Genomic DNA, 19,270 nt, shown 5'->3' with positions numbered 1-19,270 from the left:
GGGTTTTCAACGGTCAGTTGGTGTAGATCGGCCCCACGCCCAGCCCCCAGACGATCACGGTAAACGCCATGATCGCCACCAGCACCACCAGGCCCACGGCCAGTACCGAGCTGGAAAACAGGAAGCCTTCATCCGGGTCGATGTTCATGAAGGTCGGCAGCCCCACATACAGCAGGTACACCGTGTAACAGATGGCCGCCGTGCCCACCACCATACCCAGCCACATGTGTGGGTAGAGCGCCGCCAGCCCGCCGATGAACAGCGGTGTAGCAGTGTAGGTGGCGAACGCCACGCAACGTGCCATGCTGGGGTTGGCGTCGTAGGTTCGCGCCATCCAGTGAATGAAGGCGCCCATCACTGCCACGCCACCGAGCATGGCGGCGTAGGACATGAGGGTCATCCACAATGCGCTTTCCTGGGTCAGCATCACCGGCGCGCGGTTGCCGATGACCCAGCCGACCTGGGTGGTGCCGATAAACGCTGAAACGGCGGGGATCGCCGCAAGAATCAAGGTATGGGTGAGGTACATGTGGCTGATGCTTTCTTCTTTATCGCCACGGATTTCCCGCCATTCCTGGTCGGGATGGGTAAAAAGCCCCACGACGTGATGGATCATGCCAGTCACTCCTGTCGTTATTGCCATCGCCCCCCATCGGAGCGCCCACGGGCCAAATGGCCTCAAAGGTCCTGGATAGCTGTGCGACCTCTAGTCGCAGTATAGGAAGGGATAGCCTGAATAACTGTAGGGCCATTAGAGCAAATTGCGCTGTAAACGTTGGGGTTAATCGCGCTGAGGTCTTTTGACTGGACGCGGATCATAGTGGGAGGGGGCTTGCCCCCGATGGCGTTGTGTCAGCTATCAATGAGTCGCTGGGACGCCACAATCGGGGGCAAGCCCCCTCTCACATTGGAACTCGGTGATTCTTACCGGTAAAATGCTGCGCTTTTCGTCACACACCTCTAGCGGATCCAAGCGCCATGGGCACTCTTACGGTCAACCAGAACAAACTGCAAAAACGCCTGCGTCGCCTGGCCGGTGAAGCGGTCGCCGATTTCAACATGATCGAGGACGGCGACAAGGTCATGGTCTGCCTCTCCGGCGGCAAAGACAGCTACACCATGCTCGACGTGCTGCTGCACCTGCAAAAGGTTGCGCCGATCAAGTTCGAGATCGTTGCCGTCAACATGGACCAGAAACAACCGGGTTTCCCCGAGCACGTGCTGCCGGCCTATCTCAAGGAGCTGGGCATCGAGTACCACATCGTCGAGAAAGACACCTATTCGGTGGTCAAGGAGCTGATCCCGGAAGGCAAGACCACCTGCTCGCTGTGTTCGCGCCTGCGCCGTGGCACGCTGTACACCTTCGCCGATGAGATCGGCGCGACCAAGATGGCCCTGGGGCACCATCGCGACGACATCGTCGAGACCTTCTTCCTCAATATGTTCTTCAACGGTTCGCTCAAGGCCATGCCGCCCAAGCTGCGTGCCGACGACGGGCGCAACGTGGTGATCCGCCCGCTGGCGTATTGCAACGAGAAAGACATCCAGGCCTACTCCGACTTCAAACAATTCCCGATCATCCCGTGCAACCTGTGTGGTTCCCAGGAGAACCTGCAACGCCAGGTGGTCAAGGAAATGCTGGTGGACTGGGAGCGCAAGACCCCGGGCCGTACCGAAAGCATCTTCCGTAGCCTGCAGAACGTGATCCCTTCGCAATTGGCCGACCGCAACCTGTTTGACTTCACCAGCCTGAAAATCGATGAAACCGCCGCGTCGCGCTTCGTCAATGTTGTGAACCTCTGAGTCCCTTCAAGGCTCTGACACACGGCGCTCGCGGGCGCCGTTTTCCATTCAATTGCCAGGAGAGGGCATGCGCGATTACAAGTGGCTGCACGAATATTGTCTGAACCGCTTCGGTTCTGCGGCCGAGCTGGAAGCCCATCTGCCTGCACCCAAGACCCCGGCGCAATTGCGCAAGATCAGTGATGATCGCTACCTGTCGACCCTGGCGCTGCGCGTGTTTCGTGCGGGCTTGAAGCACAGTGTGGTGGACGCCAAGTGGCCGGCGTTCGAAAAGGTGTTTTTCGGCTTCGATCCGGAAAAGGTAGTGCTGATGGGCGCCGAGCACCTGGAGCGGCTGATGCAGGACACCAGCATCATCCGCCACCTGGGCAAGCTCAAGAGCGTGCCGCGCAATGCGCAGATGATCCTGGATATCGAGCAGGAGAAGGGCAGCTTCGGCGCGTTCATCGCCGATTGGCCGGTGACCGACATCGTCGGGCTGTGGAAGTACCTGAGCAAGCACGGCCACCAGCTCGGCGGGCTGTCAGCGCCACGTTTCTTGCGCATGGTCGGCAAGGACACCTTTGTGCCGAGTGATGACGTGGTGGCGGCGTTGAACGCGCAGAAGATCGTCGACAAGGCACCGACCAGCCTGCGCGACCTGGCGACGGTGCAGGGGGTGTTCAACCAGTGGCACGCCGAGAGCGGACGGCCGATGTGCCAGTTGTCGATGATGCTGGCGTATACCGTCAACCATTGAGACTGAGGTGCTGCCATCGGGGGCAAGCCCCCTCCCACATTTGATAGGCGGCGCGGTAGAAGTGTGGGAGGGGGCTTGCCCCCGATGAGGGACTTCAGGCCGCTGTCAGCTGTCGGTTCAACTGATGCCGCCAGCGCACATACAACAGTGCCGTGCAAAACACCGCCAGGCTCGCCAGCATCTCCAGCACCCCGAACCACTGCCGGTTCGGGTCATACGCCGCCAGCGCGCCCTTGATGAAATACAGGTTCACCACAAAGCACATCCACGAGTGTCCGCGTGCGCTGCCCAGCAGCATGCCGGGCGTCAGCACCAGCAGCGGCACCAGTTCGATCAGCAGGATCACCCAGGGCCGCGCACCGTGCAGGTCGGCGACGAACAGGTAATACACGCAGAGCAAACCGACCAGGCCAAAAAACGCCAGCAGGCTGAGTGCGCGAGCCACCTTGACCCGTGGCTCCAGCCACGCCTGGGGCGGCAGGATCTTAGGCTTCCTGGCCACGACCGCCCTCCAGCAGGGTGGCGGTGTTCGCCAGGCGCAGGCCCAAGGCACGGCACAGGGCGATCTCATGCTGGTCGAGCATGCGCTTGCCGTCGGGGCCGGCGTGGTGGCTGGCGCCATACGGCGTGCCACCGCCCTGGGTATCGAGCAAGGCCTGTTCGCTGTAGGGCAGGCCGGTGATCAGCATGCCGTGGTGCAGCAACGGCAGCAGCATCGACATCAGCGTGGTTTCCTGGCCGCCGTGCAGGCTGGCGGTGGAGGTAAACACACCCGCCGGCTTGCCGACGAGGGCGCCGGTGAGCCACAGGTTGCTGGTGCCGTCGAGGAAGTACTTGAGCGGCGCCGCCATATTGCCGAAGCGGGTCGGGCTGCCCAGGGCCAGGCCGGAGCAGTGTTTCAGGTCGTCGAGGCTGGCATACAGCGCGCCTTCCTCCGGAATGCTCGGTGCCACCGCTTCGCACTCGGTGGAGATCGCCGGCACGGTGCGCAAGCGCGCCTCCATCCCGCCTTGCTCGATGCCTCGGGCAATCTGCCGGGCCATTTCGCTCACCGAGCCGTTGCGGCTGTAATACAGCACCAGCACATACGGCGACGTCACGGCAGGATCTCCAGTACGTTTTCCGGCGGACGGCCGATGATGGCTTTGTCGGCGGTTTCCAGGATCGGGCGTTCCATCAATTGCGGGTGATCGACAATCGCCGCGATCAACTGAGCTTCGCTGAAGCTGGCGTCGGCCAGGTTGAGCGCCTTGTATTCGTCTTCGCCGGTGCGCAGCAGTTGGCGCGCGCTGATGCCCAGCTTGCCGAGCAACGCCTTGAGTTGCGCGGCGTCCAGCGGGGTTTCCAGGTAGCGTACGACGGTGGGCGAGAGGCCACGGGCTTCCAGCAGTTGCAGCGCACCGCGGGATTTCGAGCAGCGCGGGTTGTGATAAAGCGTCAGATCGGTCATGTGCGGGTCGCATCTTGCGTAAGGTGGCGGGTATTCTACCCGCGCAGCGACCTGTCCTTAAACCGTAAGAGGCGATAGGCCGCAGCCAACGTTCATTTTTGCGAAGGATTACCCCATGACTAGGCGACTGATCGGTGTATTGGCGATCATCACAACCCTGCTGCTCAGCGGCTGCGGTAACGATTACGGCGTTGACCAATATGGCCAGAAGGTAGCGTCCGAACGCTTGGACAAGCAGTGGCTGGTGGTCAACTACTGGGCTGAATGGTGTGGCCCGTGCCGCACGGAAATCCCTGAACTCAACGCACTGGCCGAACACCTGAAGGCGCAGAACGTCGGCGTGTTCGGGGTCAACTTCGACAATGTGCAGGGCGAAGAGCTGAAAGCCGCCAGCGACAAGCTGGGCATCAAGTTCACGGTGCTGGCGCAGAACCCGGAAGAGATTTTCGATATTCCGCGTAGCGAAGCGTTGCCGGTGACCTACATCATCGATGACAAGGGCAAGGTGCGTGAAACGTTGATGGGCGAGCAGACGGTGGAAGGGGTGCTGGCCAAGCTCAAGGCCTTGCGCGGTTAAAGCCACAACTCAAAACAAATGTGGGAGGGGGCTTGCCCCCTCCCACATTTAGCTTCCATCAATCCATGGATTGGGAAAATCAGCCTTCTTCGAGCCACAAGCGTATTGGCTTGCCCTCGGCCGGCCAGAACCGCGTCTGCTCGATCGGCGAGATATCCCAGCGCTGTACGCCTTGCAGGGCCTGGAAGAAGCGGTGTTCCTGCTCCATCAAGGCTTCGGCGCAGAGTTTGCGGGTGCTGCCGATCTGGCCGAAGCTGAGCTTTTTGCCCTCGACGGTGTAGGGCGCGAACCAATGGTTGCAGCCGCCATTGCCGTAGGCGCGGCCATCGGCACCGAGGGTGACGGTCAGGTGCGCGTAGTCCATCAGCGGCCGCTCACCAATCCATTCCACCACGTAGCTGTGATCCTGCTTGAGCTTGACCGCGTCGCCGGCGCAGCCGGTCAGGGCCGACCCGAGGGCGGCGAGCAGCATCAGGCTTCTCATTGCGCAGCCTTCTGGCATTTCGGGCAGCGGTGCTTGTCGCCCTCGCTGGCCCAGCCCAACTCGGCGATCCGCGCATTGGCGGCCGGTTGCAGTGGCTCTTTGGTCAGCTTGGTTTCCACCGCAAACTCGAAGTCCAACACGGCGTCGCAGCTGTCGCAGTTGACCTTCCAGGTGTGAATCTCCAACTCGCCGAACTTCGGCCCCTGGGCCATGGCGACCCACTGGCCTGCAGGCCGGATGGAGTAGCGCGCGTCACCTTCGACGGTGAGGCGCATCGACAGGGTTTTACTGCCGCGCAGGGAGACGATCAGCACGTCGCCATGCTTGATCGAACCACCGTTGCCGGTGACCTGGTAACGGCCCGGCACCAGGGCGCGGCATTCGATCAGGGTGTGTTGCGGGCTCAGCAAACTGAAGCGGAAATCGTGTTCGGCCATGGATCCTCCAAATAGGCGCGGCATCCTATCACGGGTGCTGGCTCATCATGAGCCTGGTATGTGACCGCTGATCATCCTTCGACGAGGTTCTGTGCCCGGCCATCGGCCCAGGCGGCAATGTTGGCCAACGTTGTGCCGGCGATGGCCGCCAGCGCCTCGCGGGTCAGAAATGCCTGGTGCGCGGTAATGATCACGTTGGGGAAGGTCAGCAGGCGCGCGAGTACGTCGTCCTGCAAGGGCAGGTCGGAGCGGTCCTCGAAAAACAATTGCGCTTCTTCCTCATACACATCCAGCCCGAGGTAGCCGAGCTGGCCGTCCTTGAGCGCCTCGATCAGTGCCGGGGTGTCGACCAGACCACCGCGACCGGTGTTGATCAACATCGCGCCGGGTTGCATCTGTGCCAGGGAGCGGGCGTTGACCAAGTGTTTGCTGTCGGCGGTGAGCGGGCAGTGCAGGCTGATGATCTGCGCCTGGGCCAGCAGTTCGGGCAGGCTCACATAGCGCGCACCCAGGGCCTGGACCTGCGGGTTGGGGAAGGGGTCGTAGGCGAGCAACTGGCAACCGAAGCCGGCCATGATTTTGGCGAAGGTGGCGCCGATCTGCCCGGTGCCGACCACGCCGACGGTCTTGCCAACCAGGTCGAAACCGGTGAGGCCATGCAGGCTGAAATCGCCGTCGCGCGTACGGTTGTAGGCACGATGCAGGCGACGGTTGAGGGCGAGGATCAGCGCGACCGCGTGTTCGGCCACCGCGTGGGGCGAGTAGGCCGGTACGCGCACGATGGTCAGGCCCAGGCGCTTGGCGACGGGCAGGTCCACATGGTTGTAGCCCGCAGAGCGTAGGGCGATCAATCGTGTGCCGCCCTTGGCCAACTGCTCCAGCACCGGGGCGCTGAGGTCATCGTTGATAAAGGCGCAGACCACCTCGTGATGTTCGGCCAGGGCCACGGTGTCGAGGTTGAGTCGGGCCGGCTGGAATTGCAGCGCCAGACCCACCGGTAATGGTTCGCCGAGAAAGCTGTCGCGGTCGTAGGCCTGGCTGCTGAATAGAATTACGCGCATCAAAAAGCTCCCTGCAATTAATCACTTGGAAATGCCGATCAACAGTGGGAGGGGGCTTGCCCCCGATTACGGTGTGTCAGTGACAGACGTTTCGAATGACACGACGCTATCGGGGGCAAGCCCCCTCCCACAGGTGATCAGCGTCCATGAAGTCGCTTCAGGCGCTGACCCGCGCCTCGCTGGCCAGCCGTGCAATCGCCATGTCCAGTTCGTCCAGCGCATGCATGGCCTTGGCGTCGTCCTGCTTGAGCAGGGTTTCGGCGCGGTGGCAGCATGCGCGCAGTTGCGGTACGCCGCAGTAACGCGTTGCGCCGTGCAGGCGATGCACGCGTTCAATCAGGGCGTTGTTGTCATTGGCCTCACGGGCGAGGGTGATAGCCAGGCGGTCAGCATCCAGGGAGGCCAGCAGCATCGCCAGCATATCCGCCGCCAGATCGGCTTTGCCGGCCGCCAGGCGCAGCCCTTCCTCGTGGTCGAGCACCGACAGTTGCACGCCAGGGCCGAGGCCGTCGGTCGCGCGTTCCGGCCCCTGATTGCGCAGGGCGAGGCCGGTCCATTTCAACACCACTTGGGCCAGTTGGCGTTCGCTGATGGGCTTGGTCAGGTAGTCGTCCATGCCGCTTTGCAGCAAGGCGCGTTTTTCATTGGCCATGGCGTGGGCGGTGAGGGCGACTACCGGCAACGGCGTGCCGCTGCGTTCGCTTTCCCACTGGCGGATCGCCTCGGTGCTTTGGCGACCGTCCATACCGGGCATTTGCACGTCCATCAGCACCAGGTCGAAGGTGTCCTGCTTCACTGCGTCGATGGCTGCATAACCGCTTTCCACGGCATGCACCCGGGCGCCCATGTCTTCCAGCAGGGTCTGGACCAGCAACAGGTTCGCCGGGTTGTCATCCACGCACAGTACACGCGGTGCCCTACTGGACAGTGGCTCGCCGGGTTCGCTGCGTGTCGGGCGCGGGCTGATCAGGTCGGACAAGGCACGGCGCAGTTTGCGCGTGCACGCCGGCTTGGCCTGCAATTGACTGTTGGGGTTGGGCACCGACTGGTTGAACAGCATCTGTTCGGTGGTGGGGCACAGCACCAGCACTTTGCAGCCCAGGTGTTCGAGGTCCCACAGGTGTTGGTTGAGGCGCTCGGGCGGGATATCGTTGGCCGTGACGCCGAGCACCGCAAGGTCAATGGCCTGCTCGGTCTGATGGGCGCTGGTGATGCCGTTGGTCAGGCTCTCCAGGCTGTTGAACGGCGTGACTTCCAGGCCGCAATCTTCCAATTGATGTTGCAGCGCCTGGCGTGCCAGTTCGTGGTTTTCCAGCACCGCCACGCGATGGCCCAGCAGGGGCGCGGAAGGCAGGTCCTCGACGTCGTCGCGGGTCTTGGGCAGGTTCAGGCTGATCCAGAACTCCGAGCCTTCGCCCGGCGTGCTGTCGACGCCGATTTCGCCGCCCATCTGTTCGATCAGGCGCTTGGAGATCACCAGGCCCAAGCCCGTGCCGCCGGGCTGCCGCGACAGTGAATTGTCGGCCTGGCTGAAGGCCTGGAACAGGGCGCGCACGTCCTGGCTGGACAGGCCGATGCCGGTGTCCTGCACGCTGATGCGCAATTGCACGCTGTCTTCCTGTTCGTCCTCGATCATCGCCCGGGCCACAATGGTGCCTTCGCGGGTGAACTTGATCGCGTTGCTGATCAGGTTGGTGAGGATCTGCTTGAGGCGCAGCGGGTCGCCCACCAGCGCCAGCGGCGTGTCGCGGTAGACCAGGCTGACCAGTTCGAGCTGCTTGGCATGGGCGGCGGGGGCGAGGATGGTCAGGGTGTCTTGCAGCAAGTCCCGCAGGTTGAACGGGATGCTGTCGAGGACCAGTTTGCCGGCTTCGATTTTCGAGAAGTCGAGGATCTCGTTGATGATGCCCAGCAGGTTGTCGGCGGATTTTTCGATGGTGCCCAGGTAGTCGAGTTGACGCGGGGTCAGCTCGCTCTTTTGCAGCAAGTGGGTAAAACCCAGGATGCCGTTGAGCGGCGTGCGGATCTCGTGGCTCATGTTGGCCAGGAATTCCGACTTGATGCGACTGGCCTCAAGGGCCTCCTTGCGCGCCAGGTCCAGCTCGATGTTCTGGATCTCGATGGTTTCCAGGTTCTGGCGTACGTCTTCGGTGGCCTGGTCGATGCTGTGTTGCAGTTCTTCCTGGGCGTTCTGCAGGGTCTCGGCCATGCGGTTGATGCCCGAGGCGAGCTGGTCCAGTTCCTGGCTGCCCAGGGGCGGCAGGCGGGTTTCCAGGTTGCCGTCCTTGAGCTGGGCGACGGCTTGCTTGATCTGGCCGATTGGCGCGTTGATGGTACGGCTGATGCGCAGTGCCAGCGCCGCGGTGCAGATCAGGCCGATGGCAATCAGCAGCAGGCTGGCGAACAGGCTGCGGTAGCCACGCAGCAACATGCCGTTGTGGGACAGTTCCACCTCGACCCAGCCCAGCAGGCGGTCGGCTTCATCCGGGATCAGGTCGCCGGCGAGGTTGCGATGGCGGCCAAACACCGGCAGCAGGTAGCGCGTGGCGTCATTGCCGGTGCGCTGCAACAAGTGTGAGCTGTTGCCGATGGGTGCCTGGTTGAGCATGGTCGGGCCGGCATGGGCGAGGGACGCGCGGTCCGGGCTGAGGAACGACACGGCGCGTACGTCAGGCTGCTCAAGGGACTGGGTGGCGATGCGTTCCAGCAGGTCGGTGTTGCGTGCACTCAAGGCGGGCGCCACCAGCGGTGCCAGCTGCTCGGCGATCATTTCGCCACGTTGCAGCAATTGGGTCTGCAGTTCCGACAACTGCATCCAGGTGAAATAACCGCCCAGCAACGAGGCCATCAGGCTGGTTGGTAATAAGGTCAGCAACAGTACGCGGCCTTTTATCCCCATTCTTGTCAGCACGCCACTCTCCTGCTACCACATTGATATCGATGATTCACACGGGCATCCGGCCCGCGCCACCTGCGCAGTGTAGCCATTTGCGCGGCGTGGAATCTTGCAAATTAATGACATACGGCAATCTTCGCGCCATTTGGCGCCCGGTGGCGATTGCCTGTAGCGGGGTAATCTTGAATAATCAGCTATTGAGAATGACTTGCAGATACTAATGAATCCCGCAGCAATCGGCCTACCCAGTATCCTGACCATTGAAGATGACCCCGTGCTGGGCGCTTATGTCCATGAGCACCTGGGCCGGTGTGGCTTCCACGTGACCTGGTGCCAGAATGGCCAGCAGGGCCTGCAGATGGCACGCGACCAGGCCTTTGACGTGGTGTTGATGGATATCCTGTTGCCGGGGATGGACGGCCTGTCGATCCTCACTCACCTGCGCCAGAGCCATTCGATCCCGGTGATCCTGATGTCCGCACTGGGTGCCGAGGCCGATCGCGTCAGTGGTTTCCGCCTGGGGGCCGATGACTACCTGCCCAAGCCGTTCAGCATGATCGAGCTGCGCGTACGCATCGAAGCCATTCTGCGTCGGGTGGCCCTTGACCGGCGTCCACTGCCGATTCCGGCGCCGGTGCGCGACGATGCCCGCACCCTGCGTTTCGATGATGAACTGTGTGATGTCTTCCATCTTGACCACTGGGCCGGCCTGACCCGCAGCGAATACCGCCTGCTGGAAACCCTGCACCGCAACAGTGAAGAAGTCCTCAGCAAACCTTTCTTGTACCAGCACGTGCTGCAACGCGGTTATGCGCCCCATGACCGCAGCCTCGACATGCATATCAGCCAGATCCGCCGCAAACTCAAGGCCATCGGCTACACCGAGCGCGAAGTGCGCACCGTGTGGGGCAAGGGCTATGTGCTGAGCGGTCACGATGACGGCCTTTGAACGCCCCTTGAAACGGCTGCCGGGCAGGCACTCGTTATTCTGGAAACTGGCCTGCCTGCTGATCGCCTTTTGCTTGCTGATGATCTGGCTCAGTTGGTCCTGGGGCCGCTACATGGAGCAGAAGAATGCCTACCTGTCCGATGAAGCGCGGATCACCTTGAGTGGTTATGCAGTCGGGGCTGAGCAAGCGTGGAATCGCGGCGGGAGTGCGGGCGTTGACGCCTGGCTGCAGGCGGTGGGCAAGCGTGAAAGTACTTGGATAGGCGTGATCGGCAATGACCTGCAATCGTTGAGCAGCATCCCACTGAGCGACAACGAAAGCCAGCGCCTGACCTTTCTGCGTGGCCTGGATTGGCCAGTGAGCCGGCATGTCAAAGGCCTGCCGTGGCTGAAGATCCCGTTTCCGGTGGACCCTCATGCGGGTTCGCTGGTGATCGAGTTGCCGCAACGCTTCATGCCGGGGCGCTATCAACTGTTCTGGCGGGTGGTGACCAACGGGGTGATTCCCGGTCTGTTTACCCTGTTGCTGTGCATCGGCCTGTATCGGCTGCTGATCATGCCCCTCAATCAACTGCGCGAGCAGGCCAATGCCTGGCGTGCCGATCAGTTGAATACGCGGTTGTCTCACGATGCCACCAGTCGCCAGGATGAGCTGGGCGAACTGGGGCGTGCGTTCGACCATATGTCCGAGCGTTTGCAGGGCACCGTGGTGTTGCAGCAACAGTTGCTGCGGGACATGTCCCATGAACTGCGCACCCCGCTGAGTCGCCTCCGAGTGGCCTGTGACAGTGAGCAAGACCTGGTGCAACTGCGCGAGCGGCTCGGCCGTGAAATCGACGCGATGCAGCGCCTGGTGGAAGACAGCCTGCAACTGGCCTGGCTCGACACCGAACGCGCGCCGCTGCCCCAGGAAGCTATCCAGCTTCAGGCACTGTGGGACATGTTGCGCGAAAACGCCTGCTATGAGAGCGACTGGCCGGCGTCACGGCTGCCATGCCTGCTGGGGGCGGAATGCTGGGTGCGAGGCAACCTGAATGCGTTGGCCCAGGCCCTGGAAAACATCTTGCGCAACGCTATCCGCCACTCACCGTCGGGCGGTGTGGTCAGCCTGGACGGGCGTCACGAAGGTGATTATTGGCATGTCTGGCTGGAAGACCAGGGCGGCGGGATCGATGAGGGGGACCTGGAACGGATCTTCGCGCCTTTTACCCGCCTGGACGGTTCACGCCCCGGCGATGGCGGCTTCGGGCTGGGCCTGAGCATCGCCCGCAATGCCGTGCAGCGCCAGGATGGCAACCTGTGGGCGGAAAATACCGGTCAAGGCCTGAGGGTGCACCTGCGCTTGCGGGCCAGCTAAGCGCGACGCTGTTTGCGCTTTTTCCACTGGTGGGCCACCCACCAGCGCCAGTAGCCCATGGTCAGGCAATAGGCGAGGGCGCCCAGCACTAGCCCCAACACCACTGAACCCAGCAGGAACGGCTGCCACAAGGTGCTCAGTTGGCCGCTGATCCATTCCCAGGTCAGGTCGTCGGGCAGGCTGCGCGGTGGCACATTCATCAGCCAGGCACCGGTCATGTAGGTGCCGATAAAGACCACGGGCATGGTGATCGGGTTGGTCAGCCACACCAGGCTGATAGCGATGGGCATATTGCCGCGCACGGTGATCGCCAGGACCGCCGCTAACAGCATCTGGAGTGGAATCGGTATAAACGCCGCGAACAAACCCACGGCCATTGCGCGTGCGACCGAGTGCCGGTTCAGGTGCCAGAGGTTCGGGTCATGCAGCAACGTGCCGAGAAACTGTAATGACTTATGTTCCCTGATACTCGTGGGATCGGGCATGTACCGTTTGAATAAGCGCCGGGGCATAAGGGGTCCAGGTCAGTTCGAGGGGCAAGTATGCCCGCATTCTATAAACAGAAAATTCAGACTTTGTGACAAAACATCAAAGGCCGCCCTGGGCATCCGGCTAAGACTGAGTGGATCACTTGAAAAGGATGGTTCATGAAAACAGGGATGTGCGCGTTTGCGCTGGGGTTGCTGGCCTTGCGCTTTTTGCCGGCGTTGCCACCTATGGGATGGCTGATTGCCTGCCCGGTGCTGGCGTTGATGTTGTTGCCGTTTCGTACCTACCCACTGGCGTTTTTCCTGCTGGGGCTGGGTTGGGCATGCCTCAGCGCACAGTGGGCACTGGATGATCGCCTGATACCGGCACTGGACGGCCAGACGCGCTGGCTGGAGGGTCGGGTGATCGGATTGCCGCGACAGACGGGCGAGGGTGTGCGCTTCGAATTTGCCGATAGCCGGTCGCGAAATGCCCGCTTACCCCAACGCATCCGCGTGTCCTGGCGGGGCGGGCCGCCGGTGCGCAGCGGTGAACGCTGGCGCCTGGCGGTTACCCTCAAGCGTCCGGCCGGTTTGCTGAATTTCCACGGGTTTGATCAGGAAGCCTGGCTGTTGGCCCAACGCATCGGCGCCACGGGCTCGGTCAAGGACGGCGAGCGCCTGGCGCCGGCCCGCAATGCTTGGCGCGACAGTGTGCGTCAGCGCCTGCTGGCGGTGGATGCCCAAGGCCGTGAGGCCGGCCTGGTTGCCCTGGTGCTGGGGGATGGCTCCGGGTTGGCCGCTGCCGACTGGCACGTGTTGCAGGACACGGGCACCGTGCACCTGCTGGTCATCTCCGGCCAGCATATTGGTTTGCTGGCGGGTTTGATCTATGGGCTGATCGCCGGGTTGGCCCGCTACGGTTGCTGGCCACGAACCTGGCCGTGGTTGCCCTGGGCGTGTGGCCTGGCGTTCAGCGCTGCGTTGGGCTACGGCTGGCTCGCAGGGTTTGGCGTGCCGGTGCAACGGGCTTGTGTGATGGTCGGGTTGGTGTTGGTGTGGCGGCTGCGCTTCCGGCATCTGGGGCTGTGGTGGCCATTGCTGCTGGCACTCAATGGGGTGTTGGTGCTGGAACCGTTGGCCAGTTTGCAGCCAGGGTTCTGGCTGTCATTCGCAGCGGTGGCGGTGTTGATTCTGGCGTTTGGTGGGCGGCTGGGGCCGTGGAGCCTGTGGCAGGCGTGGACCCGACCGCAGTGGCTGATTGCCATCGGGTTGTTTCCGGTGTTGTTGGTGTTGGGACTGCCCATCAGCCTGAGCGCACCGCTGGCCAACCTGGTGGCTGTGCCGTGGATCAGCCTGGTGGTTTTGCCGTTGGCGTTATCAGGGACTGCATTACTGCCATTACCGTTCATTGGCGAGGGTTTGCTGTGGCTGGCGGGCGGTGCACTGGATGGCTTGTTCAGGGGGTTGGCGTGGCTCGCCGGACACATGCCGGCCTGGATCCCGGCGCAAGTACCGTTTGGTTACTGGTTGGTGAGCCTGCTGGGTGCCGTGCTGCTTCTGCTGCCCGGGGGTGTACCCTTTCGCATGCTGGGCTGGCCGATGTTGCTACTGGCGGTGTTTCCCCCGCGAGAGCAGGTGCCCCACGGGCAGGTGGAGGTGCTGCAGTTGGACGTCGGGCAGGGGCAGTCGCTGATTCTGCGCACGCGCCATCATGCATTGCTTTACGACGCCGGACCGCGCACCGGAACCTTTGATCTGGGCGCACGGGTGGTGCTGCCGTCGTTGCTCAAACTTGGCGTCGAGACGTTGGACCTGATGCTGCTCAGCCACGCCGATGCGGATCACGCCGGTGGTGCGGCGGCAATTGTCAAAGGCATACCGATCAGGCGTGTGGTGGGCGGGGAAACCGACGGGTTGCCGGTGTTTATCGGTACGCAACCCTGCGTCAGTGGCGAACGATGGACCTGGGACGGCGTCACGTTCGAACTCTGGCAGTGGCCTGGCGCCATCAGTGGCAATGCAAAGTCTTGCGTGTTGCAGGTGCAGGCCAATGGCGAGCGCCTGTTACTGACCGGCGACATCGATCGCGAAGCCGAGAAGGCCATGCTTGCGTCGCCCCTGGCGGTGCCCACCGAGTGGCTGCAGGCGCCCCACCATGGCAGTCGCAGCTCTTCGTCCTGGGCGTTTGTCGATCGGCTTGCACCCCGCAATGTGCTGATCTCGCGGGGGCGTGGCAATGCATTCGGCCATCCCCATCCGCAGGTGATGGAACGTTATCGGCGGTTGGGCAGCCGGGTGTATGACAGTGCCGAGCAGGGGGCCGTGCGTGTGCAGTTGGGAGCGTTCGCGCCACCGGTCGTTGCGCGCAGTCAACGCAGGTTCTGGCGCGAGCGCTTACCCTAAGGGTTCAAGGCCTCGGCCGATGGGGTCTGTGGCCGACGCACCTATATGGTAAAGTGGCGCACTTTTTCGAGGGGACATTCACTGTGTGGGAATTGGTCAAATCCGGCGGCTGGATGATGTTGCCGATCATCATGAGCTCTATCGCCGCACTCGGCATCGTCGCCGAACGCCTGTGGACCCTGCGTGCCAGCCGCGTGACCCCCGAGCATCTGCTGGGGCAGGTCTGGGGCTGGATCAAGAACAAGCAACTGGACAAGGAAAAGCTCAAGGAACTGCGCGCCAACTCCCCGTTGGGTGAGATCCTTGCCGCAGGCCTGGCCAACTCCAAGCATGGTCGCGAGATCATGAAGGAGTGCATCGAAGAGGCCGCCGCCCGCGTCATCCATGAACTGGAGCGCTACATCAACGCCCTCGGCACCATCGCCGCCATGGCGCCGTTGCTTGGCTTGCTGGGCACGGTGTTGGGCATGATCGACATTTTCAGTTCGTTCATGGGCTCCGGCATGACCACCAACGCCGCTGTTCTGGCCGGTGGTATCTCCAAGGCACTGATCACTACGGCCGCCGGCCTGATGGTGGGTATTCCTTCGGTGTTCTTCCACCGGTTCCTGCAACGCCGCATCGATGAACTGGTGGTGGGCATGGAGCAGGAAGCCATCAAGTTGGTGGAAGTGGTGCAGGGCGACCGCGACGTGGACCTGGTTGGGGGCAAAGCGTGAAATTTCGCCGCAAGCAACGGGAAAATGTCGATATCAACCTCGCGTCGCTGATCGACGTGGTGTTTATCCTGCTGCTGTTTTTTGTCGTCACCACCACCTTCACCCGGCAAACCGAGCTGCGCGTCGACCTGCCGGAAGCCGTGAGCGGTTCGCCGGCCGAAGACCAGCAAGTCAAGCAACTGGACATCGCCATCAGCGCCGACGGGGTGTTCTCGGTGAACAACCATTTGCTGGAGAAAAACGACCTCGCCAACCTGATGGAGGCGTTGCAGAAGGAGTCCGGCGGCGACACGCAGTTGCCGCTGTCCATCAGCGCTGATGGCAAGACCCAGCACCAGGCCGTGATTACCGCAATGGACGCTGCCGGCAAGCTCGGTTTCAGCCATTTGCGCATGAGCACCGTCGAGGCGGCGAGCCAACCCTGATGGCCATGTCCGATCGTTTGCTCAAGGCCTGGTACGAGGGCCATCCGGCACTCGTGTTGTTGCGGCCGCTGGAGTCGCTGTATCGCCGGGTGGTGCAGCGCAAACGCGCACGCTTCCTGGCGGGTGAGGGCGATATCTATCAACCGCCAGTGCCGGTGGTGGTGGTGGGTAATATCACCGTGGGCGGCACTGGCAAGACGCCATTGATCCTGTGGTTGATCGAACACTGCCGACGCAGCGGCTTGCGCGTGGGTGTGGTCAGCCGGGGTTATGGCGCCAAGCCGCCGCAGTTGCCGTGGCGGGTCGAGGCCAGCCAAAGCGCCGATGTGGCGGGTGATGAGCCTTTGTTGATCGTGCAGCGCTGCGGCGTACCGCTGATGATCGACCCCGATCGCAGCCGTGCGGTCCAGGCGCTGCTGGCCAGTGAAACCCTGGACCTGATCCTCTCCGACGACGGCCTGCAGCATTACCGCCTGGCCCGTGACCTTGAACTGGTGTTGATCGACGCCGCCCGTGGCCTGGGCAACCGTCGCTGTCTGCCGGCGGGGCCGTTGCGCGAACCGGTGGAGCGCCTGCAGGGTGTCGATGCGTTGCTGTACAACGGCGCCGTCGGCGACCACGAGGACGGCTTTGCCTTTCGTTTGCAGCCCACCGCACTGGTCAACCTGCAAACCGGCGAGCGCCGGCCGGTGGATCATTTTGCGCCGGGCCAGCAGGTGCATGCGGTCGCCGGCATCGGCAACCCGCAACGTTTCTTCAACACCCTTGAAACGCTACACTGGCAGCCGATACCCCATGCATTTGCCGACCACGCGCCCTACAGTGCCGAGGTCCTGAATTTTACGCCGTCATTGCCGCTGGTCATGACCGAAAAGGACGCGGTGAAGTGCCGCGCCTTTGCCCAGCCCGACTGGTGGTACCTTGCGGTGGATGCGCTGCCGTCGCCGGCGTTCGTCGCCTGGTTCGACACGCAGCTGATGCGCCTGTTGCCCGCCCGTCTTTTGCCTTAAACCGCTTTCTTCCAGGAAACACTCATGGACACCAAACTGCTCGACATTCTCGCTTGCCCGATCTGCAAAGGCCCGCTCAAGCTCAGCGCCGACAAAACCGAGCTGATCAGCAAAGGCGCCGGCCTGGCGTACCCGATCCGTGATGGCATCCCGGTGATGCTGGAAAGCGAAGCCCGTACCCTGACCACCGATGAGCGCCTGGATAAATGACCACCGCCTTTACCGTTGTCATTCCCTCCCGCTATGCGTCGACCCGACTGCCGGGCAAACCGCTGCAACTGATCGGCAACAAGCCGATGATCCAGCTGGTGTGGGAACAGGCCTGCAAAAGCAGCGCCGAGCGTGTGGTGGTGGCCACCGATGACCCGCGCATCATCGAGGCCTGCAAAGGCTTTGGCGCCGAGGCGGTGCTGACCCGCGAAGACCACAACTCCGGCACCGACCGCCTGGCCGAAGTCGCCACAAAGCTTGGCCTGGCGCCAGACGCCATCGTGGTCAACGTGCAAGGTGACGAGCCGTTGATCCCGCCCGGCGTTATCGACCAGGTGGCCGCCAACCTGGCCGCCCATGGCGAAGCGCGCATGGCGACGCTGGCCGAGCCGATCGAAGACATCGAGACCCTGTTCAACCCGAACGTGGTGAAAGTGGTCAGCGACATGAATGGCCTGGCGCTGACGTTCAGCCGTTCGACCCTGCCGTGGGCACGCGACGCCTTCGCCAGGCAACCGGACGTGTTGCCGGAAGGCGTGCCGTACCGTCGCCATATCGGCATCTACGCCTACCGCGCCGGCTTCTTGCATGACTTCGTCAGTTGGGGCCCGTGCTGGCTGGAAAACACTGAATCCCTGGAGCAACTGCGGGCGCTGTGGCACGGCGTGCGCATCCACGTAGGCGATGCGCTGGAAGCGCCGCCGGCCGGTGTCGACACTCCCGAAGACCTCGAGCGCGTCCGTCGCCTGCTGGGGGCCTGATGGAGGTTCTGTTCGTCTGCCTGGGCAATATCTGCCGCTCGCCCACCGCAGAAGGCGTACTGCGCCACAAACTGCGCGACGCGGGGCTGGCGGGGCAGGTCGATGTGGCGTCCGCCGGCACCGGTGAGTGGCATATCGGCAATCCGCCGGACCAGCGCAGCCAGCGTGCGGCGTTGGCGCGCGGCTACGATCTGTCGGCCCAGCGCGCCCAGCAGGTGTCCCGCGCCGACTTTGCGCGCTATGACCTGATCCTGGCCATGGACCACAGCAACCTGCGCAACCTCAAGGCCATGCAGCCGGGGCAGGGCAAGGCAGAGCTGGACCTGTTCCTGCGCCGTTACGATGCCGAAGTGGACGAAGTGCCAGACCCATATTACGAAGGTGAACAGGGCTTCGAACGGGTCCTGGACCTGATCGAACAGGCCTGTGATTTATTGGTGATCGAATTGAAGGGGCGGTTATGACCTTGCAGGTGCTTGCGCAGGTATCGCTCAAGCCTTTCAACAGCTTTGGCATTGATGTGCGGGCCCAACTGTTCGCCGAAGCCCACAACGACAGCGATGTGCGCGAGGCCCTCACATACGCCACCGCGCACAATGTGCCGCTGCTGGTGATCGGCGGCGGTAGTAACCTGTTGCTGACCCAGGATATTCCGGCGCTGGTGCTGCGCATGGCCACCCAAGGGATCCGCGTGTTGCACGACGACGGTTTGCGTGTGGTGGTCGAGGCCGAGGCCGGCGAAGCCTGGCACCCCTTTGTGCTGTGGACCCTGGACCAAGGCTTCTGTGGCCTGGAAAACCTCAGCCTGATCCCCGGCACCGTCGGCGCCGCGCCCATGCAGAACATCGGTGCCTACGGTGTCGAGATCAAGGATGTATTCGCCGGCCTGACCGCCCTGGACCGCCACACCGGCGAGCTGCGCGACTTCAGCCTGGAGGAATGCAACTTTGCCTACCGTGACAGCCTGTTCAAGCACGAGACCGGACGCTGGCTGATCCTGCGCGTGCGTTTCGCCCTCAGCCGCGCCAGCCACCTGAAACTCGACTACGGCCCCGTCCAGCAGCGCCTGGCGGCGCAGGGGATCAGCGAGGCAACGCCGAGCGACGTCAGCCGCGCCATCTGCAGCATCCGCCGCGAAAAACTGCCGGACCCGGCAGAACTTGGCAATGCCGGCAGCTTCTTCAAGAACCCGTTGGTGTCCCAAGTGCTGGCGGCCGAGTTGCAGGCGCTGTACCCGGACCTGGTGGCTTACCCGCAACCTGACGGGCAGATGAAGCTCGCGGCCGGCTGGCTGATCGACAAGGCGGGCTGGAAGGGCTTCCGTGAAGGGGATGTGGGTGTGCACAAGCTGCAGGCGCTGGTGCTGGTCAACTATGGCGGTGCCTCGGGGCACGACATTGCCAACCTGGCCCGGCGTATCCAGCGGGACATTCTGGAGCGCTTCAAGGTCGAGCTGGAAATGGAACCCAACCAGTACTGATCTCCTGAAAACAAAAATGCCCCGCATCTTTCGATACGG

The 19,270-nt window shown here is 62.7% G+C and carries 22 protein-coding genes; 13 read left to right on the top strand and 9 right to left on the bottom strand.

Annotation, left to right across the window (positions count from 1 at the left end):
• Positions 1-13 precede the first annotated feature (13 nt).
• Positions 14-616 carry a Yip1 family protein gene (locus tag BLR69_RS09045; protein ID WP_071493369.1) on the bottom strand — a complete coding sequence of 201 codons (603 nt, stop codon included), beginning with the start codon at positions 614-616 and terminating at the stop codon, positions 14-16.
• Between the two features lie 362 nt (positions 617-978).
• Between BLR69_RS09045 and ttcA the strand changes: the two genes are divergently transcribed.
• Together ttcA and BLR69_RS09035 are read left to right on the top strand one after the other, a co-directional pair.
• Positions 979-1,803, top strand: coding sequence for a tRNA 2-thiocytidine(32) synthetase TtcA (ttcA, locus tag BLR69_RS09040; RefSeq protein ID WP_025858140.1), 825 nt, complete (start codon positions 979-981; stop codon positions 1,801-1,803).
• A 67-nt stretch (positions 1,804-1,870) separates the two neighbouring features.
• Positions 1,871-2,542, top strand: coding sequence for a DNA-3-methyladenine glycosylase I (locus tag BLR69_RS09035; RefSeq protein WP_071493368.1), 672 nt, complete (start codon positions 1,871-1,873; stop codon positions 2,540-2,542).
• Between the two features lie 94 nt (positions 2,543-2,636).
• Here the strand turns inward: BLR69_RS09035 and BLR69_RS09030 are convergent, their stop codons facing one another.
• From BLR69_RS09030 to arsC, 3 genes are read right to left on the bottom strand one after another with little or no spacing between them, the layout of a single operon-like run.
• The gene (locus tag BLR69_RS09030; RefSeq protein ID WP_071493367.1) at positions 2,637-3,044 is read right to left on the bottom strand and encodes a DUF2069 domain-containing protein; all 408 of its coding nucleotides are present in this window, start codon (positions 3,042-3,044) and stop codon (positions 2,637-2,639) included.
• A complete protein-coding gene (gene wrbA / locus BLR69_RS09025) occupies positions 3,028-3,642 on the bottom strand; it encodes an NAD(P)H:quinone oxidoreductase (RefSeq protein ID WP_071493366.1) in 615 nt (204 codons plus the stop codon). Before wrbA ends, BLR69_RS09030 begins: the two co-directional genes overlap by 17 nt.
• Positions 3,639-3,992, bottom strand: a complete 354-nt coding sequence (gene arsC, locus BLR69_RS09020) for an arsenate reductase (glutaredoxin) (protein WP_071493365.1) — start codon at positions 3,990-3,992, stop codon at positions 3,639-3,641. Before arsC ends, wrbA begins: the two co-directional genes overlap by 4 nt.
• A 115-nt stretch (positions 3,993-4,107) precedes the next feature.
• On the opposite strand from arsC, the gene BLR69_RS09015 reads away from it, so the two are divergent.
• The gene (locus BLR69_RS09015; RefSeq protein ID WP_071493364.1) at positions 4,108-4,569 is read left to right on the top strand and encodes a TlpA disulfide reductase family protein; all 462 of its coding nucleotides are present in this window, start codon (positions 4,108-4,110) and stop codon (positions 4,567-4,569) included.
• Positions 4,570-4,648: 79 nt separating this feature from the next.
• On the opposite strand, the gene BLR69_RS09010 is transcribed toward BLR69_RS09015, so the two are convergent.
• From BLR69_RS09010 to BLR69_RS08995, 4 genes are all read right to left on the bottom strand, one after another.
• Positions 4,649-5,053, bottom strand: a complete 405-nt coding sequence (locus BLR69_RS09010; RefSeq protein WP_071493363.1) for an META domain-containing protein — start codon at positions 5,051-5,053, stop codon at positions 4,649-4,651.
• Complete coding sequence (locus tag BLR69_RS09005; RefSeq protein ID WP_071493362.1) at positions 5,050-5,490, bottom strand: hypothetical protein; 441 nt, start codon at positions 5,488-5,490, stop codon at positions 5,050-5,052. Before BLR69_RS09005 ends, BLR69_RS09010 begins: the two co-directional genes overlap by 4 nt.
• Positions 5,491-5,561: 71 nt before the next feature.
• The gene (locus BLR69_RS09000) at positions 5,562-6,551 is read right to left on the bottom strand and encodes a 2-hydroxyacid dehydrogenase (protein WP_071493361.1); all 990 of its coding nucleotides are present in this window, start codon (positions 6,549-6,551) and stop codon (positions 5,562-5,564) included.
• A gap of 157 nt (positions 6,552-6,708) precedes the next feature.
• Positions 6,709-9,462 carry a response regulator gene (locus tag BLR69_RS08995; RefSeq protein ID WP_071493360.1) on the bottom strand — a complete coding sequence of 918 codons (2,754 nt, stop codon included), beginning with the start codon at positions 9,460-9,462 and terminating at the stop codon, positions 6,709-6,711.
• A gap of 205 nt (positions 9,463-9,667) precedes the next feature.
• Between BLR69_RS08995 and BLR69_RS08990 the strand changes: the two genes are divergently transcribed.
• A complete protein-coding gene (locus BLR69_RS08990) occupies positions 9,668-10,396 on the top strand; it encodes a response regulator transcription factor (protein WP_071493359.1) in 729 nt (242 codons plus the stop codon).
• Positions 10,383-11,753, top strand: a complete 1,371-nt coding sequence (locus tag BLR69_RS08985) for a sensor histidine kinase (protein WP_071493358.1) — start codon at positions 10,383-10,385, stop codon at positions 11,751-11,753. Before BLR69_RS08990 ends, BLR69_RS08985 begins: the two co-directional genes overlap by 14 nt.
• On the opposite strand, the gene BLR69_RS08980 is transcribed toward BLR69_RS08985, so the two are convergent.
• Positions 11,750-12,265, bottom strand: coding sequence for a DUF2062 domain-containing protein (locus BLR69_RS08980; protein ID WP_071493357.1), 516 nt, complete (start codon positions 12,263-12,265; stop codon positions 11,750-11,752). The two genes, BLR69_RS08985 and BLR69_RS08980, sit on opposite strands and share 4 nt — an antisense overlap.
• A 135-nt stretch (positions 12,266-12,400) precedes the next feature.
• Between BLR69_RS08980 and BLR69_RS08975 the strand changes: the two genes are divergently transcribed.
• From BLR69_RS08975 to murB, 8 genes are all read left to right on the top strand, one after another.
• Positions 12,401-14,626, top strand: a complete 2,226-nt coding sequence (locus BLR69_RS08975) for a DNA internalization-related competence protein ComEC/Rec2 (protein WP_232000968.1) — start codon at positions 12,401-12,403, stop codon at positions 14,624-14,626.
• A gap of 83 nt (positions 14,627-14,709) precedes the next feature.
• Positions 14,710-15,345: a MotA/TolQ/ExbB proton channel family protein gene (locus tag BLR69_RS08970; protein WP_058425437.1), complete on the top strand. Its 636-nt coding sequence runs from the start codon at positions 14,710-14,712 to the stop codon at positions 15,343-15,345.
• Positions 15,342-15,770 carry an ExbD/TolR family protein gene (locus tag BLR69_RS08965; RefSeq protein ID WP_071493355.1) on the top strand — a complete coding sequence of 143 codons (429 nt, stop codon included), beginning with the start codon at positions 15,342-15,344 and terminating at the stop codon, positions 15,768-15,770. Before BLR69_RS08970 ends, BLR69_RS08965 begins: the two co-directional genes overlap by 4 nt.
• Complete coding sequence (lpxK, locus tag BLR69_RS08960) at positions 15,770-16,780, top strand: tetraacyldisaccharide 4'-kinase (protein WP_071493354.1); 1,011 nt, start codon at positions 15,770-15,772, stop codon at positions 16,778-16,780. The genes BLR69_RS08965 and lpxK overlap by 1 nt, the downstream gene beginning before the upstream one ends.
• Before the next feature lie 24 nt (positions 16,781-16,804).
• Positions 16,805-16,990, top strand: coding sequence for a Trm112 family protein (locus BLR69_RS08955; RefSeq protein WP_003174668.1), 186 nt, complete (start codon positions 16,805-16,807; stop codon positions 16,988-16,990).
• A complete protein-coding gene (gene kdsB, locus BLR69_RS08950; RefSeq protein WP_071493353.1) occupies positions 16,987-17,751 on the top strand; it encodes a 3-deoxy-manno-octulosonate cytidylyltransferase in 765 nt (254 codons plus the stop codon). The genes BLR69_RS08955 and kdsB overlap by 4 nt, the downstream gene beginning before the upstream one ends.
• Entirely contained in the window at positions 17,751-18,215 is a 465-nt protein-coding gene (locus tag BLR69_RS08945; protein ID WP_071493352.1) for a low molecular weight protein-tyrosine-phosphatase, read from the top strand. The genes kdsB and BLR69_RS08945 overlap by 1 nt, the downstream gene beginning before the upstream one ends.
• Positions 18,212-19,231: a UDP-N-acetylmuramate dehydrogenase gene (gene murB / locus BLR69_RS08940; protein ID WP_071493351.1), complete on the top strand. Its 1,020-nt coding sequence runs from the start codon at positions 18,212-18,214 to the stop codon at positions 19,229-19,231. The genes BLR69_RS08945 and murB overlap by 4 nt, the downstream gene beginning before the upstream one ends.
• Positions 19,232-19,270: the final 39 nt, after the last annotated feature.

This window comes from Pseudomonas azotoformans, assembly GCF_900103345.1.
Classification (GTDB): domain Bacteria; phylum Pseudomonadota; class Gammaproteobacteria; order Pseudomonadales; family Pseudomonadaceae; genus Aquipseudomonas; species Aquipseudomonas azotoformans.
The sequence above is the reverse complement of the archived record's forward strand: the minus strand, read 5'-3'. Positions and strand labels throughout refer to the sequence as shown.

What these genes read in the sequence shown, in the direction of transcription:
- BLR69_RS08945 (WP_071493352.1), top strand. Translation starts at nt 17,751, where the DNA reads ATGGAGGTTCTGTTCGTCTGCCTGGGCAATATCTGCCGCTCGCCCACC.
- BLR69_RS09005 (WP_071493362.1), bottom strand. Translation starts at nt 5,490, where the DNA reads ATGGCCGAACACGATTTCCGCTTCAGTTTGCTGAGCCCGCAACACACC.
- BLR69_RS09015 (WP_071493364.1), top strand. Translation starts at nt 4,108, where the DNA reads ATGACTAGGCGACTGATCGGTGTATTGGCGATCATCACAACCCTGCTG.
- BLR69_RS09000 (WP_071493361.1), bottom strand. Translation starts at nt 6,551, where the DNA reads ATGCGCGTAATTCTATTCAGCAGCCAGGCCTACGACCGCGACAGCTTT.
- BLR69_RS08980 (WP_071493357.1), bottom strand. Translation starts at nt 12,265, where the DNA reads ATGCCCCGGCGCTTATTCAAACGGTACATGCCCGATCCCACGAGTATC.
- BLR69_RS08985 (WP_071493358.1), top strand. Translation starts at nt 10,383, where the DNA reads ATGACGGCCTTTGAACGCCCCTTGAAACGGCTGCCGGGCAGGCACTCG.
- kdsB (WP_071493353.1), top strand. Translation starts at nt 16,987, where the DNA reads ATGACCACCGCCTTTACCGTTGTCATTCCCTCCCGCTATGCGTCGACC.
- arsC (WP_071493365.1), bottom strand. Translation starts at nt 3,992, where the DNA reads ATGACCGATCTGACGCTTTATCACAACCCGCGCTGCTCGAAATCCCGC.
- BLR69_RS08990 (WP_071493359.1), top strand. Translation starts at nt 9,668, where the DNA reads ATGAATCCCGCAGCAATCGGCCTACCCAGTATCCTGACCATTGAAGAT.
- BLR69_RS09045 (WP_071493369.1), bottom strand. Translation starts at nt 616, where the DNA reads ATGATCCATCACGTCGTGGGGCTTTTTACCCATCCCGACCAGGAATGG.
- ttcA (WP_025858140.1), top strand. Translation starts at nt 979, where the DNA reads ATGGGCACTCTTACGGTCAACCAGAACAAACTGCAAAAACGCCTGCGT.
- BLR69_RS08975 (WP_232000968.1), top strand. Translation starts at nt 12,401, where the DNA reads ATGAAAACAGGGATGTGCGCGTTTGCGCTGGGGTTGCTGGCCTTGCGC.
- BLR69_RS08955 (WP_003174668.1), top strand. Translation starts at nt 16,805, where the DNA reads ATGGACACCAAACTGCTCGACATTCTCGCTTGCCCGATCTGCAAAGGC.
- lpxK (WP_071493354.1), top strand. Translation starts at nt 15,770, where the DNA reads ATGGCCATGTCCGATCGTTTGCTCAAGGCCTGGTACGAGGGCCATCCG.
- murB (WP_071493351.1), top strand. Translation starts at nt 18,212, where the DNA reads ATGACCTTGCAGGTGCTTGCGCAGGTATCGCTCAAGCCTTTCAACAGC.
- BLR69_RS09035 (WP_071493368.1), top strand. Translation starts at nt 1,871, where the DNA reads ATGCGCGATTACAAGTGGCTGCACGAATATTGTCTGAACCGCTTCGGT.
- BLR69_RS09010 (WP_071493363.1), bottom strand. Translation starts at nt 5,053, where the DNA reads ATGAGAAGCCTGATGCTGCTCGCCGCCCTCGGGTCGGCCCTGACCGGC.